General features: G+C 69.9%; 9 protein-coding genes. 5 read left to right on the plus strand and 4 right to left on the minus strand.

The genetic code is table 11. The features are described from left to right. Window positions 1–183 precede the first annotated feature (183 nt). Window positions 184–609: a bleomycin resistance protein gene (locus WMF29_RS12250; protein WP_437329006.1), complete on the plus strand. Its 426-nt coding sequence runs from the start codon at window positions 184–186 to the stop codon at window positions 607–609. A 227-nt stretch (window positions 610–836) separates the two neighbouring features. On the opposite strand, the gene WMF29_RS12255 is transcribed toward WMF29_RS12250, so the two are convergent. From WMF29_RS12255 to WMF29_RS12270, 4 genes are all read right to left on the minus strand, one after another. Further along, window positions 837–3695 carry a TonB-dependent receptor domain-containing protein gene (locus tag WMF29_RS12255; protein ID WP_437329007.1) on the minus strand — a complete coding sequence of 953 codons (2859 nt, stop codon included), beginning with the start codon at window positions 3693–3695 and terminating at the stop codon, window positions 837–839. A 55-nt stretch (window positions 3696–3750) separates the two neighbouring features. Continuing rightward, window positions 3751–5556: a protein kinase domain-containing protein gene (locus WMF29_RS12260; protein ID WP_437329008.1), complete on the minus strand. Its 1806-nt coding sequence runs from the start codon at window positions 5554–5556 to the stop codon at window positions 3751–3753. Between the two features lie 413 nt (window positions 5557–5969). Next, window positions 5970–8399, minus strand: a complete 2430-nt coding sequence (locus tag WMF29_RS12265) for an alpha-amylase family glycosyl hydrolase (protein ID WP_437329009.1) — start codon at window positions 8397–8399, stop codon at window positions 5970–5972. 13 nt (window positions 8400–8412) lie between these two features. Continuing rightward, window positions 8413–10443: an AGE family epimerase/isomerase gene (locus tag WMF29_RS12270; protein ID WP_437329010.1), complete on the minus strand. Its 2031-nt coding sequence runs from the start codon at window positions 10441–10443 to the stop codon at window positions 8413–8415. Between the two features lie 297 nt (window positions 10444–10740). Here WMF29_RS12270 and WMF29_RS12275 point away from each other — a divergent pair, with 297 nt between their 5' ends. From WMF29_RS12275 to WMF29_RS12290, 4 genes are all read left to right on the plus strand, one after another. Then, on the plus strand, window positions 10741–11961 hold the full coding sequence (locus WMF29_RS12275) for a type 1 glutamine amidotransferase domain-containing protein (protein WP_437329011.1): 1221 nt from the start codon (window positions 10741–10743) through the stop codon (window positions 11959–11961). Between the two features lie 3 nt (window positions 11962–11964). Next, window positions 11965–13677 (plus strand): thiamine pyrophosphate-binding protein, encoded by a 1713-nt coding sequence (locus WMF29_RS12280; RefSeq protein ID WP_437329012.1) that lies wholly within the window; start codon window positions 11965–11967, stop codon window positions 13675–13677. 129 nt (window positions 13678–13806) lie between these two features. Continuing rightward, the gene (locus tag WMF29_RS12285) at window positions 13807–14292 is read left to right on the plus strand and encodes a nuclear transport factor 2 family protein (protein ID WP_437329013.1); all 486 of its coding nucleotides are present in this window, start codon (window positions 13807–13809) and stop codon (window positions 14290–14292) included. Window positions 14293–14368: 76 nt separating this feature from the next. Beyond that, window positions 14369–14938, plus strand: coding sequence for a DJ-1/PfpI family protein (locus tag WMF29_RS12290; protein ID WP_437329014.1), 570 nt, complete (start codon window positions 14369–14371; stop codon window positions 14936–14938). The last annotated feature ends 4 nt before the right edge of the window (window positions 14939–14942 follow it).

Genomic DNA, 14942 nt, shown 5'->3' on the forward strand with positions numbered 1-14942 from the left:
GCGCCGTCGCTCGTCGCCGCCGGTGCAGCTCGTCGGCCTGGCCAGTTCCCCCTGCGGATTCCGGTCATGGCAGCACGTCGCATGTGATCCAACCTAGCCTGGATGTCCCTGCGGTGAGCTAGGCTCTGCCTGACGAACCGCGGCTCGGATCGAGCCATCGGTCGATCTCGATGGGCACGGACAATGAACGGGCAGAAGCTCATACCGGAGCTCGACGTGGCGGATCTCGGCGCCTCGCTCCGCTTTTACGTTGGCGTCATCGGCTGCACGCTGCGGTTCGAGAGGCCCGAGGAGAGATTTGCCTTCATCGACCTCGAGGGCGCGCAGCTGATGCTGCAGGAGGCGGCAGGGCCGGGCCGCAGGTTCCGCACCGCACCGCTGGAGCATCCTTACGGGCGCGGCGTCAATTTTCAGATCGAGGTCGCCGACGTCACTTCGCTGTACGAGCGCGTGCGCGCAGGCGGCTTCCAGATCGTGATCCCCTTCGAGGATAGGTGGTACCGCGAGGGCGATACGGAGCTCGGCAACCGCCAGTTCGTCGTCGCCGACCCTGACGGTTATCTCCTGCGGTTCTTCACCGACCTGGGCCAGCGCCCTCTGCGCTCTTGATCGCTCTCCGTGCTCGCTGGTCGCCAGTCCGATCGACCGAACTGGCTCCGCCTGTCAGAAATCCAACCAGGGATCTGTAGCGCGAATGAAGAGATTTTGACGCAAAGACGCAAAGGCGCAAAGACGCAAAAATACAAATAATCTGCTCTTTTTTGCGTCTTTGCGCCTTTGCGTCTTTGCGTTGAAATCTCTCTCCGGATCCCTGGCTGGACCCCTGGCGGGCGAAACTAGGGATAACTGACGGTGATCTCGGCGAGGAACGTCCTGCCGTTCTGCCGGCTCGTGGCCGAGAGGTAGCTCTCCGCGGCCGGGTAGTCGTACCGCGTGTCCATCGCGTTGTAGATGCCGATCACATAGCGGCTGTGGAAGCGCTGGAGCTCGCCGGACACCGTGAGGTCCGCGACGATCGCGCCCGCGGTCTCGTCAGCCGAGCTGCGGGCGATGCGCCGGGGCGCCTCCAGGTTGATCCGGAGCCCGGCGGCGACGAGCCGCTCCACCACGGGCACGACGCCGCGAAACGACGCCAGGTGCTCCGGCGCGTTGATCAGCCGCTCTCCGCGCCTGAGCTCGCCGCGCTGGTAGCCGTACGTCGCCGCGAGCATCCAGCCTTGCCGCCACTCGCGGCGGAGCTCGACGTCTCCCCCCGCCACGAACGCGTCTGGACGGCTGTTCACGTAGCGCACCACGCCGGGCACCCCGGGCCTGTCCTCGGCGGAGATGATCCGGGCCGACAGCTTGCTCGCGTGGACGGCGCCGAGCGCGGTCCAGTCGTCGCCGAGGCGCTGCGAGTACTCGATCTCGGCCGAGGCGATGGACTCCGGCTTGAGCACGAGGCCCCGGGCGGGGTCGACGGCGGGCACCTGCGTCTTGCCGTCGGTGTAGAACTGCTCGGAGATGCTCGGGGCGCGGAAGGCGCGCCCGGCCATGATCTTCAGGACCCCTCCCGGCGCAGGCCGGAGGATGATCGCGGCGCGCGGCACGACGATCGGCGCGAACGTGCTGTAGACGTCGAGGCGCGCGCCCCACGAGAGGCGGACCCACGGGGCGGGCGAGCTGTCGAGGATGAGGTAACCGGCGCCGAAGCGGTACGGCTCGGGCTTCGTGGTGACGCGGCCGTCCCCGAGCACGCTGCCCAGCGTCGCCTCGGGGTGCGCCTGCACCTCGCCGCCGCCGGTGACCCTCAGCCAGGGGAGCGGCGTCCACGCCGCCCTGAGCTCGCCGCCCAGCCAGGTGCCGTGCTGCTGCTCGAAGATCGTCTCTTCCTCGAACGCGTAGACGCCGCGCCAGACGAAGCGGTTCACGTGGGCGCGCGCCATGAGCTGCAGGTCGGGCGCGAGCCGCGGCTCGAAGCGCAGCTCGGCCATCATGTGCGCGTCCTCGTAGCTCGTCCCGAGGTCGTTGAGCCGCGTGCCCACGTAGCCGGTCGGGACGAGCTGCTCGCGCGTGTGGTACATCCACTGCGCCGTGAACGGCCCGTACCAGGCGCGCCCGGACGTGCCGCCGGCCCGGAACGTCTCGGCGCGCTCGGCGATCTGCGCGCGCGGCCCCTCGCCGGGTTCCCGCAGCGACACCGGGACGTCGAACCCGTCGGAGCGCGCCCCCGTGACGCTCGCCCGCACGCCCGCGTCCTTGCGGGCGTTGTAGTGGAACCCGGCGCGCGCGTGGCCCACGCCGTCGTAGTAGGTGCCGGCCGCCACGTGCGCGGCCGTGGGCTCGTCGCGCCCGCGCGGGACGAGGTTGACGATGCCGGAGAGCGCGCCCGTGCCGTAGAGCAGCGAGCCAGGGCCGCGGACGACCTCGATGTGATCCACGTCGTGGAGGTCGTCGCGCGCGTCGGAGCCCACGAACGCGGCGTTCAGCACGTTGTCGTTCGTCGAGTGGCCGTCGGAGAGGACGAGCAGCCGGTTGCCGTAGTCGAGCGGCTCGCCGAGCCCGCGGATCCCGGCCGAGTAGACCACGTGATCGTTCGAGAGGTAGACGCCGCGCGTGCCGCGCAGCGCCTCGGCGATGGTCGGGTACCCGAAGGCGCGCAGCTCCTGCTGGTCGATGACGCTGATGGATGCGGGCGCGTCCTCCAGGCGCTCGAGGACGCGTGAGGCGGACGACACCTCCCGGAGCGGCGCCAGCGTGACGTCGCGCAGCTCCGCCTGCTGGCCGGCCGCCACCTCGATCGTCCGCTCGACGGGCGTGAAGCCCCGCAGGCTGACGCGGACGCGTCGCCGGCCCACGGGGACGCCCTGGATCACCGACGGCGTGAAGCCCATGGGGCGGCCGTCGATCTCGACGAGGGCGGCGGGCTCGTCGGCGCGCACGAGGATCGAGCCGGTGAGCGGGCTGAGCGTCGCCGTGATCGGCACCGTCTCGTGCGCGGCGAGCGTCAGCGGCTGCGGCGCCGCCTCGAAGCCCGGGCGCGAGAAATGGAGCACGTGGCGGCCCGGCGGCAGATCGAGATCGCACGGGGCGGTGCAGGCGGGCGGCGCCCCCTCGTGGTCGACGTGCACCGTGGCCTCGCTCGCGCCGCGCACGTCCACCCGCACGGTGCCGACGATGCGGCGGAGCACGATGAGGACCTCCTTGCTCTGCCCCAGCTTCACCGGGACGTCGTCCACGGCCACGGGCTCGTAGCCCGCGAGCTCGACGAGGATCCGGTAGCGCCCCTCGGACATGGCGAGCCGGCGCGGCGCCGTGCCGCGCGCGCCGAGGTCCTTGCGATCGACGTAGATCCTGGCGCCCGGCGGCGACGTGACGATCTGGAGCACGGCCACGCGCGGCGCGATCCGCTGGAGCGCGGCCTGGAGCTCGGCGACGACCTCCGGATCGGTCTCGCCCTCGAGCGCGTCGTCGTAGTACCGGTGCGCGTCGGCGAAGCGGCCCAGCTCCTCGTAGGTGAGCGCGATGTTGAAGACCACGTTGCGGTTCGGCACGAGCCGGTTCGACGCGAGGAAGTGCTCGAGGGCGGCCTGGAACCGCCCCTGCTTGTAGAGATCGCGGCCCAGGTCGAAGTGGAGATCGGCCTCGTCGGCCTGGCCCTCGCCGTCGGCGCGGGCGGCGGGGGCCTGGAGCAGGGCGCCCGCGAGGAGGGGCACCGCGGCGAGCCTCCACCGGCGAGCGCGCGTGCTCGAGAGCGCTCGACGCATGCAGCTAGCGGTGCTCGCGCAGGCGCGTCGCCTTCGTCGGCGCCGGCTCGCTGCTGGCCGGGTACGGCGACGACGGCGCGAGCACCGCGCGCGGGCGGCCCGCCCTCGCCGAGCCGAGCGGCGCGAGCGCGGCCCCGGCCGTGGCGAACCCGCTCGCCGCGGCGGCCGCCGCGGCCGGGGGCGGCGAGGCGGCCTCGGACGGCGGGAGGGACGAGGGCCCGGGATCCTCGCCCGAGGGCGCAGAAGGCTCGCCCTGCGCCGGCGCGACCTGCGAGGGCGCCTCGCCAGCAGGCGGCGCGCCCGCGGCCGGCGCCGCGCCGCGCCCGAGCCACGCGGTCGCCGCCACGCCCCCGAGGAGCGCGACGAGCGCCGCCGCCGCGATGGGCGCGACCATGCTTCGCCGGCGCCGCTCCTGTGGATCCCCTGCGGCGACGCGCTCGCCCCGCCTGGACGGCGCTGCCGTCGGCGCCAGCGACTCGTCCGGGGGCAACGCGTGCACGGAGGGAGGTCCGGCAGCCGACGTCTGCGCCGGCGGCATCGACGGCGAGGCCGCCGCCGTGAGCGTGAGAGGAGCGACGGACGCCCGCGCGGGCGGCACCGACGGCGAGGCCGTCGCGGTGAGCGTGAGAGGAGCGACGGACACCCGCGCAGGCGGCATCGAGGGCGAGGCCGCCATCGCGAGGGCGGGTGGAGCGACGGACGCCTGCGTGGGCGGCATCGAGGGGGCGCGCTCCTTCGCCTGCTCGCTCAAGCTGTGCCGGGACCCACGCGTGGGGCCGATCGGCCCGGTCAGGGTCTCGGCTTCCTCGTCGATGGCCCGCGGACGATCCGCCGGAGGCGGCGCGTCGACGGCCTCGTTCCCCATCGCCCTGCGCAGGATGCGCGCCACCGTCTGGCGCGCGGACTCCGACCCGAGCGGCTCGAGCAGCGTGGCGAGCTCGGCGATCGTCTGGGGACGGCGCGCCGGATCCTTCTCGAGGCACATCAGGATGATCCACTCGAGCGCGAGCGGGATCTCCGGCCGGTGGCTGCGCGGCGGCACGGGCACGTCGGTCACGATGCTGACGAACAGCGCCGAGACGGACTCGGTCTCGAACGGCAGCCGCCCTGTCAGGAGCTGATAGAGCGTCATGCCGAGCGCCCAGATGTCGCTGCGGGCGTCCACCGTGCGGGTGCTGCGGATGTGCTCTGGCGACATGTAGCGGGGAGAGCCGAGCACCACGGCGGATGCGGTCAGCTGGGCGTTCAAGCCGAGCACGCCCTCCTCGGACGCCTTCGAGATGCCGAAGTCGAGCACCTTGATCAGGGTCGAGCCGTCCTTGCGGCTCGCGAGGAAGAGGTTGCCCGGCTTGAGGTCGCGGTGGACGATCCCGAGCGAGTGCGCCTCGGCGAGCGCCTCGCAGGCCTCGATCACATAGCTGACCGCCTGCTCCACGGGCAGCGGGCCCCGCGATTCGAGCAGCGCCTCCAGATCGATGCCATTCAGGTACTCCATCACGAAATAGGGCAGATCGTCGTCGGTCTGCCCCACGTCGATGACGCGGGCGATGTGCTCGCTGGCGATCGCCGCCGCGGCCTGCGCCTCTCGGAAGAAGCGCTCCGTGGCGCCGGGCGTCGTGCGCCCCTCGGGCAGCAGGAACTTCAGCGCGACGCGATGGCGCAGCGAGAGGTGGTGCGCCGCGACGACGATCCCCATGCCGCCTCGGCCGAGCACCCGCTCGACGCGGTACTTGCCACCGACGACGTCCCCGACGCGCGGAATCCTGCGCCATGAAGCCGATTCCGCCGCGTCCGAGCCTGCGTGGGCCATCGGCCGTCAGTATACACCAGCACCTCTGGGACCCGGCAGAATCTCGGCCGCCCGCCGGCGCCGTGTGCGATACGCCCGCTCCCAGCCCCACCCGCTCTGTCGGGCGGCGATCCAGGCGGGGTGTGGCGCTAGCGCTCGCAGCAGCGGCTGCGCGGCGAGCGGTTGTGGACGGGGGCGGGGGCGCACAGGCCGGGCGGGGCCGGTCGACAACCGCCGAGCGGGCTCCGGCTTTGCGCACTGCGTGGTGGTTCGTCTTCCGTGGATGACGCGCATTGCTGTGCTGGCCACCGGTTCCTCGGCGAGGTCTCATCGTGAATGCCTGGCCTACCGCGTCCTTCGCCGGCGGCGGCGCGGGGGCGGCGCCGATGCGGCCGGCCTTGCCCGCGCGCCGAGGTTTCCCCTCCTGGCGCCGCTCAGGGAGGGGCCGACGTTCGGACGAACACGACGACGCCGTTCGCGGGGATCGTGAGTCGCAGCCGCCCGCCCTCGGACCGCAGCGTCGATCCGTAGTTGCCGACCCCGTCCCCGCCGTAGATCTCCGCGTCGCTGTTGAAGATCTCCTTCCACTCGCCGCCGCCGAGCCTGGGGTGGTCCAGCACGAGGTCCCGGAGCGGGTGGTTCGAGAGCGTCGCGGCGACGAGGAGCGCGTCGGGGCCGTGCCAGCGGAGGAAGCACAGGAGCCGTCGCTCGCGATCCGTGGAGAGGACCTCGATCTCCCTGGATCGCAGCGCCTCGTACGCCAGCCGCAGCTTGATCATGTCCCGGTAATAGGCGAACAGCCTCGCGCCGGAGCCCGGGCGCTGCCCCGCGAAATCGACCTTCCCTTCGATCAGCCGGTTATAAATCAAGTCCTGCGTCGCCCCGATCTCCTCTCCCATCAAGAACATCGGCGTTCCCGCCGAGAGCATCGTCACCCCAAACGCGAAGCGGCACCTGGCCTCGGCGAACCGGCGTGTTTCCCCGATGAGCGGCGCGCCGTTCACGGCCGTCACGATGGTCCGGTGCGTCCCCCTCGCGTTGCCAGCCTCGTCATGCGACTCGTGGTAGACGATCTTCTTGTGCCCGGAGCGGCCCAGCGCGCCCGCGAGGTAATCCATCGGGAGCGGCCGGTCGTCGCCGTATCCGGCCTCCTTGATCAGCCGCGCGTCACGCGGGCCACGGTCGTCCGCGTCTCCCACCAGGTGGTGGTAATACTGGGCGTACCATGTCGCGTCGAACCCGAGCCCGCCCTGCTCGGCGTCCTCGGTCACCTGGTACCACTCCGAGTGATCCTCGGCGATGAGGATGACACGGGGGTTCACCATGCGGAGCGTGCGCGTGAGCTCCCGGAGCAGCTTCTGCCCGAACTGGTTGGCGCGCCCGACGGGCCGCCCGTCCGCGTGCAGCCGGTTGTACGCGTGCATCGAGGTGGTCTGATCCACGCGCAGCCCGTCCACGTGGAACTCCACGACCAGGCTCACGGCGCTGCTGATGAACAGCTTCCGGACCATCTCCTCGTCATAACGCGGGGCGAAGCCCGTCGACTGGTTGTCGACATAACCACCCAGGGGGTCGGGATACTCGCTGGGAGCGCCCTCGTACCAGTAGTAAATGTTCCGGTCGTGGGCGTTCGTGTCGTACATCCACTCGGCGCGGTCCGCGCGAGCCTGCTTGTAGTGGTTGTAGACGACATCCAGGATCACCGCGATGCCGCGCTGATGGCACGCCCTCACCAGGTACTTGAGCTGATCGCGCCCACCCGCCGTGAACTCCATGGCGAGGTAATGCGACGTCCCGTATCCCCACCCCTCGTCGCCTTCGAACTGGGCCACCGGAAGCAGCTCGATCGCGTTCACCCCCAGATCCGCGAGATGGTCGAGGAACGCCAGGACGTCGCCGAAATTGCCAGGCCGCCTCGCCCGGTAGCCGAGGGATCCGACGTGGAGCTCGTAGAGGACCAGATCCTCCACCCGCCTCGGGAGCGGTCGGCTGGGATCGTACTCGTCGCGCCAGAACTCCTCTGCGGGCATGAACTCCGTCTCCGGCCAGGCCGGCTCGCTGAACCTCCTCGTCACCTTCTCCTGATCGATGACCACGGAGCAGCTGACCGAGCCGTCGAGCTCGGTGTAGCGCCCCGAAAAGGGCCGGCCCTCGGGGTTCACCCGGCCCTTCCCGACCTGGCAGCGCGAGTAGAGATCGGTCCGGTAAGCGATCTGCCCGTCGTCCTTGGTGATCCGGAACATGTAGAGCCGGTGATCGAACTCATGAAAGTCCGCGAGCTCGGGAGCGGTCGGATCGGTGTGCCAGATACCCTCCTGGTCCCGGGTCATCAGGAACGGGGCCCCGTCGCTGCCCGACCCGTCGTCGGCGATGTACCCGCTCTGCTCGTCGTGACAGCACCCGAACCTGCCGAAGACGAGCTCCACGCGGCGGGCGCTCGGCGCCCAGACGGAGAACTGGATCCCCGGCGCCGCCCCGCGCGAGAACCGCTTCTGCGCCCCGAGCCGCCGGCAGTGGGTGAGGTAGTACCGCTGCTCCTGAGGCGGAGGCGCGCCGCCGCCCGGCGGCTTCAGCTTGAACGACCGGTACCGATCGGCGGAGCCCGGGTCGCCGACCTCGGTGGCGATCCCCCACAGGTTCGTTCGCCACGGCGCGTCCAGGATGACCCCCCAGCGGAGCTCGGCGCCTGCCAGGGCCTCGTCGATCTCCACCGTCACCTCGAAGACCGGGCAGCCGTCCTCGCCGGTCGATACCCGCATCGGCGTCGTCACGGATGGATCCCAGCTCCCGTGGAGCCTCGGGCGCCGGAAGATCTCCGCGGCGATGCTGGTCAGGTAGATGAAGCGTACCGGGATACCGCTCATGCTCGGCTCCTCTCTACCTGGCCCTATGGAGCTGGACCGCCGTCACTCGACCGGGATCCGAGATCTGGAAGGAGCTCCGGTCCTCGACCTTGCGCTCGACATCTTCGGTGAAGACCTTCGAGACCTCGAGCTGGCCCGGCGGCAGGAAGTCGGGCGCCACGTTGATCGACCCGAGTCCGGAGCGCGGGTCGGGCTTGAAGTAGAGGCACAGCGTGCGCTCCGTCTCGGTGTCCCCCACATGGCTGCGGTTGTAGACGTGCGCCAGGTAGCTCAGCTCGAACGTGTGATAGCCGGAGGCGTCGGAGTGTCCGCCGCGGAGCCCGTACTCGCCCTGGGTGATCGGCAACCCGCTCTCGTTGACCCGGAAGTAGATCCCGCGGTGCTCCCGGTCGAGGAAGAACAGGTTCCAGAACGCCTGCGTCTCGCGAGCGGCGCGGTGATAGAACGGGTCCTGGGTCGCCCCGTAGAGGATGAGGTGGGCCAGGATCGCCTGCTCCTGCTGCCAGAAGTCCTTGGTGGTGCCCCAGGTGAACTCCACGCGCATCCCTGTCGCCGGCTCGCGCTCGACGGCGTCGAAGCAGCCCCCGCGGAGCTGGTCCAGCCCGATCTCCGTCATCGATCGGCCGAGCCGCTCGGCCATCGCGAGGCATCGCGCGGCCATCGCCTCGCCCGACGCGCGTCGCTCCTCGGGCCCCCCCGCGAGCCGCACCCTCTCTGCGCTGGACCGGTAATAGTTCGCGATGCGCGTCAGATTCCAGGCGATTTTGAAGTTGTGCCCGATGACGGCGCGGTTCTGCTGCCAGCCGTGATGGTGATCCGGGCTCCAGTCCCGGTTGAATCGCTCATTCACATAGGGGATCGACGGATCGGGGTCCGGGAACTTGTCGAGGATGAGGAGGGTCAGATCATGCAGCATCCTCTGGCTCTGCTCGAGGAGCTGGCGCATGTCCTCCCTGCCATGGTCGGGCAGGGGATCGAGCGCGAGGATGACGTTCACGAGGTAGGCCGGGATGTGATCCCCGATCGAGTTCCAGTTCTTCTTGAGGTTATTGTCCTCGCGAAGGTTCCGATCAGGCCGCAGCGTCAGGGGATCGATATGGGAATAATAGCCTCCTTCCGCGCGGTCGAGGTAGTAATCGTCGAACATCCGCATCGTGCGGGCAATGTCGCAGAGGACCTCGGGATCTTGCGTGACACGGTAGTACATGGCGAGCCCCGAGAGCGCGTAGATCTGCTCGTAGATCGGCATCGATCCCTCGTCCTCCCCGTACGACGAGGGGACGATGAGCTCCGCCCCGTAGCGCCGCCGCCGCCGGGCGTGGGCCCACATGCACTTGTCGCCATCGGTGCTGGAGATGCGGAACGACTCCCGCTGGAACCGCACCCCGGCGCGCGCCGCGAGGAGGTACCGCTCCTGGCCGGTGATCATGTAGGCCGACGCGAGGCCGTAGATCAACCGGGAGAGGACCGCGCACTCCTGCAGGTCGTCGTCCGTCGGCAGCCCGATGACGTTCAGCTTGGTGCGGTATCCGGCGACGAAGTCTTCGATGGCGTACCCGCGCTTGTCGCCGAACAGCGAGTCGAGCCACTGGTCGGCGAGGACGCCCGCGTGCCAGGTCCACCAGCGCGGATGCTCGAACAGCGGCCGCCGACGATCGCCGTGAAGGTCCTTGACGTGAACGGTCGTCGCGACATCCACAGGCAGGGCAGACGTCGGCGTGGAGAGGTAGAGGATGTGGACGACCTTGGCGGCGAACGTCTTGCCCTCGTAATAGACGCCCTCGACGACCACCAACATATCTGCCCAGACGTACTTCTTCAGCTCCCAGGATGGGGTGTCCCTCGAGCCCGTCGCGTCCACCGGGTCGAGCGTCCGGTCGAGGTCCAGGCCGTCCAGGTTCCGCATCACGCCGAACGCCGTCGCTCGGCCGACCATGACGGTGAACCTGTCCCCGCTCCGGCATTCGATTTCGAACCGAGCGCCGTCCGGGTCAACGGCTCGTACCGTGCCCATCAGCGTCGTCGTGATCGTGAGCAAGCGCATCTCCCCGCCCTCCCGCCCTCGATAGATCGACAGATCTGCTCCAGGGACGCTCCTGTCATGAAGCTCGTCCGCTCTGCTGTCAACGCGCCTCCGGCGCTTGGCCGGAAGCTCTACGTTCCTGCGCTGAGCGGCTGATCGTACTCCTCGTTTGTCGCGAACGCGCGGCGCTGCACGAGGCTTGTCGCCATGGGCGACGGGAGCTAAATGTCGCCCGGGGGAGGCGTACCATTCGGGGGAATCGTCGCGCTTGCGCGGCGTAACGCTCGCGGTTTCTCCATGGCGCTGGGCGTGAGGGACATGACCGATATAAAGGACACCCTGCTGCGTTACTACGCCTATGCCAACGCGGGCGACTGGGCCGCGTGGTGCGACCTCTTCGCGGAGAACGCCGTCGTTGACGAGCAGCTCGCCGGGCACATCGAGGGGCTCCCGGCGCTCCGCCGGTTGATGAAGAACGGGCTCGTCGGATATGCCGCGTTCCAGAACGTCCCCGAGCGCGTGCTGGTCTCTGGCGCGGAGGGCGCCGTGCTCTCGCGGATCACCGGCAGGACCCACACGGGCGCCGTCATCTCTGCGCCTGTCATGAATTACTTCGTCTTCGACGCGGCCGGCAAGATCGCCTACATGACGAATGTCCACGACACCGTGCCGTTCGCGCCGCTCTCCGATCCTGCAAACCGAGAAGGACGAATGAAAAAGAGAATTCTCGTCGGGCTCTCCGAGTGGGGCTACTGGGGCGAGGAGCTGGTGGGACCCCTTCACGCCTTCGACGCGGCCGGGTACGAGGTCACGTTCTTCACGCCGAAGGGGAAGAGGCCAGTCGCCCTCGGCGCCAGCCTCGATCCCAGCTACGTCGACCCGCCCCTCGGCCGCAGCGTCACCTCGCAGGAGAACGCCAAGAGGGCCCTCGAGCTCGAGAGCTCGGGCCGCCTCGCAAGACCGAAGGACCTCTCTCGGTGGTTCCCGGAGCGGCCCTACATCTCGTCTCCCACCTATCTCCGGGAGCTCGAGGCGTACCACAGCGCGCTGGCCGAGCGGCAGTCGGAGATCGAGGCGTACGACGCCCTGCTCCTCGTCGGCGGCAGCGGCGCGCTCCTCGACCTTGTCAACAATTTCCGCGTCCATGACCTCATCCTCGCGTTCTACCGCCTCGGAAAGCCCATCGCGACGGAGTGCTACGCGGTCGGCTGCCTCGCCTTCGCGCGGGAGGAGGACCGGAAGAGCATCATCCGCGGCAAGCACGTCACCGGGCACCTCCTGGAATACGATTACAAGGAGGGCACTGGCTTCGTGGGCACGGACTTCGTCATGGGCCCGCCGCCCTATCCCCTGGAGTACATCCTGCGCGACGCCGTGGAGCCCGGCGGAGAGTACCACGCCAACATCGGCCATCCGACGTCGGCGATCGTCGACTACCCGTTCATCACGAGCCGCTCGACCCCGGACTCCTACCTCTGCGGTGAGCTCGTTGTCGCGGTGCTCGAGAAGGGGCTCCGCAAGTACGGCTGGGAGGCCTGAGCCATGAACCGCGCGCACCACAGGACGGGGCGTTATGCCCTGATCGAGCAGCTCCGCGCCGACGGCGTCGAATACATCTTCGGCAACCCGGGCTCGTCGGAGGAGGGGCTCGTCGACGCGCTCACCGACTACGAGACGCCGCGCTATTACCTGGCGCTGCAGGAGACCGTCGCGACGGCCATGGCCGACGGCTACGCCCGGGCCGGCCGGCGCCTCGGCGTCGTCCAGGCCCACAGCGGGGTGGGGCTCGGCAACAGCATCGGAATGCTCTACCAGGCGAAGCGCGGCCACGCGCCGCTCCTGGTCCTCGCCGGGGAGGCCGGCCTGCGCTACGACGCCCTGGAAGCGCAGATGGCAGCCGACCTGCCGGCCATGGCGGCGACGGTGACCAAGTGGGCGACCCGGGTGGTCCACCCCGGCTCCCTCCTGCGGGTGATTCGGCGGGCGATCAAGACGGCGCTCACGCCCCCCATGGGGCCCGTGTTCGTCTGCCTGCCCATGGACGTCCTGGACGCCGTGAACGAAGAGCCGGTGGTGCCCACCGGGGTTCCGGTCACCCGTGTCGTGCCCGAGCCGGCCGACGTGGCGAGGGCGGCAGCGATCCTCGCCGGGGCCGCGCGGCCGACGTTCATCGTCGGCGACGGGGTGGCGTTCTCGGGGGCGCAGGCGGAGCTCACGCGGTTGGCCGAGCAGGTCGGGGCCGAGGTCTGGGGCGCCGACTCCTCGGAGGTGAACATGAGCGCCGCGCACCCTCTGTTCCAGGGGCTCCTCGGCCACATGTTCGGGGAGGACAGCCGGGCGATCACCAGGAAGGCGGACGTGATCCTCATCTGTGGAACCTACGTGTTCCCCGAGGTCTTCCCCGCCCTGTCCGGGGTCTTCGCGGAAGGAGCGCGGGTGATCCACGTCGATCTCGATCTCCAGGCGATCGCCAAGAACTTCCCTGTCGACCTCGGGCTCCTCGCGGATCCGAAGAGCACGCTGCGCGCCCTTCGCAGGGCGCTCTCCTCGATCATGACGCCGGCGCAGCGGGACGAGGCCCGGAGCCGCCTGGCCCGGATCGGAGAGGCCCGCGATCGCGCCCGGGCCGCCGCGATCGCGGCCGACCGCGCGGCGCGCGACGCGACGCCCATCCGCCCTTCACGGCTCATGGAGGAGCTCGCGGCGGCGCTGCCGGCGGACGCGATGATCTTCGACGAGGCGCTGACCTGCTCTCCCGAGCTCTGGCGCTACCGGCCTCCGGTCAGCCCTGGAGAGCTCTTCCAGACGCGGGGAGGCTCGCTGGGCGTCGGCGTCCCCGGGGCGCTCGGGATGAAGCTCGCGTGCCCGGAGCGGACCGTGGTCGGGGTGAGCGGCGACGGCGGCAGCATGTACACCATCCAGGCGCTCTGGACGGCGGTCCGCTATCGGATCGGCGCGAAGATCGTCATCTGCAACAACCATAGCTACGAGCTCCTGAAGCAGAACCTGGAGGCCTACTGGCGCGAGCGCGGCCTGCCCGAGCGCGCCTTCCCTCCGGCCTTCGATCTCACCTGTCCGGACATCCGCTTCCACGAGCTCGCGCGGTCCATGGGAGTCCCGGCGACGCGGGTGGACCGGCCCGAGCAGGTGGGGCCGGCCATCCGGCAGGCCCTGGGCACCTCGGGGCCGTTCCTCGTCGACGCCGTGATAGCTGGTGACCCGCGCGGGCGCGCCGCCGCCCCATGCGGACAATGACCGCGCCGGCGGCTCGACCTGGTCGACGATGCGCCGCCGTACCGGGAGCGGAGCAGGGTCGGCGCGCGGCGCAGCGGTATGCCGGGAGCGATCCGGTCGAATGGATAGACAGAGAGAGGGGGCCTCACGATGGATCAGCCGAACGTCGCCATGCTTCAGCGGATGACCGAGCGCGCGCCCCTCGACGCCGATGAGGTGAAGCGGCTGGTCCACGCCTGGTTTGAGAAGCTCGACGCCCACGCGCCGGTGGAGGAACTCCTCCCGTTGCTCGCGGACGAGGATCTCTCGCTCGAGCTCCCCGAGGGCACGGTCCGCGGCCACGCGGGGTTCAGGGCCTGGTATGGCGGCGTGACCCGGAAGTTCTTCGACGAGCTCCACGAGCTCGTCGATCTCCGCGTCGAGGTCGCCGAGACCGAGGCGAACGTGACGCTCGTCGTGAACTGGCAGGCTCGCACGTGGACCCCGCCCGCCGCGAGCAGCCTGTGGCTGGGGTTCGACGCCGCGCAACGGTGGCTCGTGCGCAGCTATCCGGCCGGCGGCAGGCCGGTGATCGTGCATTACGTCGTCGACTCGCTCACGCCCATGCAGGGCTCCGCGAGCCTCGGCGCTCCCTGACCCGCGCAGGAGCGCCATGGGCGCCGGAGGTCCAGGGGAGCGGGTGATGCGGAGCCTACCCGGAGAGGAGAGGGCCATGTCCATGAAAGGGAAGAAGGTCGCCATTCTGATCGAGAGCGACTACTACGAGCCAGAGATCTTCTACTACCAGCGCCGCTTCGAGGAGGAGCAGGCGGACCTGCGCTTCCTGACCCGGCTCTGGGGTCAACCGGCCCTCACCTTCAAGGGGCACGAGTGGCACGTTCCCTTCGAGTGCAGGGAGAGCTTCGAGGGGATGAGCGATGATGACCTGCGGAGCTACTCGGCCATCATCGTCCCGTCGGGCATGGTGGCCGATCGGCTACGCTACTCGGAAGACGTTCGCAAGCTGGCCCCGGCGACCGAGCTGCTCGAGCGAGCGTTCGCCGAGCCGACCATCGTGAAGGGCATCATCTGCCATGGCATGTGGCTACTGTCCACCGTGCCCGAGCTCGTCCGCGGGCGCCGGGCGGTGGTCCACAACAACCTGGTCGGCGACGCCAGGAACATGGGGATCGACTACACCGACGAGGATCTGGTCGTCGACTGCGACCTGGTGACCGCGCGCACGGGCGACCACGCCCCGATCTTCGCCCGGAAGATCATCGACATGCTGGCCGGCCTCTGAACGG

It is taken from the genome of Sorangium sp. So ce381 (assembly GCF_051473845.1).
Lineage (GTDB): Bacteria > Myxococcota_A > Polyangia > Polyangiales > Polyangiaceae > Sorangium > Sorangium atrum.

Excerpts from the sequence above, each read along its gene's own strand:
- WMF29_RS12275 (WP_437329011.1), top strand. The coding sequence starts at position 10,741 with ATGACCGATATAAAGGACACCCTGCTGCGTTACTACGCCTATGCCAAC.
- WMF29_RS12280 (WP_437329012.1), top strand. The coding sequence starts at position 11,965 with ATGAACCGCGCGCACCACAGGACGGGGCGTTATGCCCTGATCGAGCAG.
- WMF29_RS12250 (WP_437329006.1), top strand. The coding sequence starts at position 184 with ATGAACGGGCAGAAGCTCATACCGGAGCTCGACGTGGCGGATCTCGGC.
- WMF29_RS12265 (WP_437329009.1), bottom strand. The coding sequence starts at position 8,399 with ATGAGCGGTATCCCGGTACGCTTCATCTACCTGACCAGCATCGCCGCG.
- WMF29_RS12285 (WP_437329013.1), top strand. The coding sequence starts at position 13,807 with ATGGATCAGCCGAACGTCGCCATGCTTCAGCGGATGACCGAGCGCGCG.
- WMF29_RS12270 (WP_437329010.1), bottom strand. The coding sequence starts at position 10,443 with ATGCGCTTGCTCACGATCACGACGACGCTGATGGGCACGGTACGAGCC.
- WMF29_RS12290 (WP_437329014.1), top strand. The coding sequence starts at position 14,369 with ATGTCCATGAAAGGGAAGAAGGTCGCCATTCTGATCGAGAGCGACTAC.
- WMF29_RS12260 (WP_437329008.1), bottom strand. The coding sequence starts at position 5,556 with ATGGCCCACGCAGGCTCGGACGCGGCGGAATCGGCTTCATGGCGCAGG.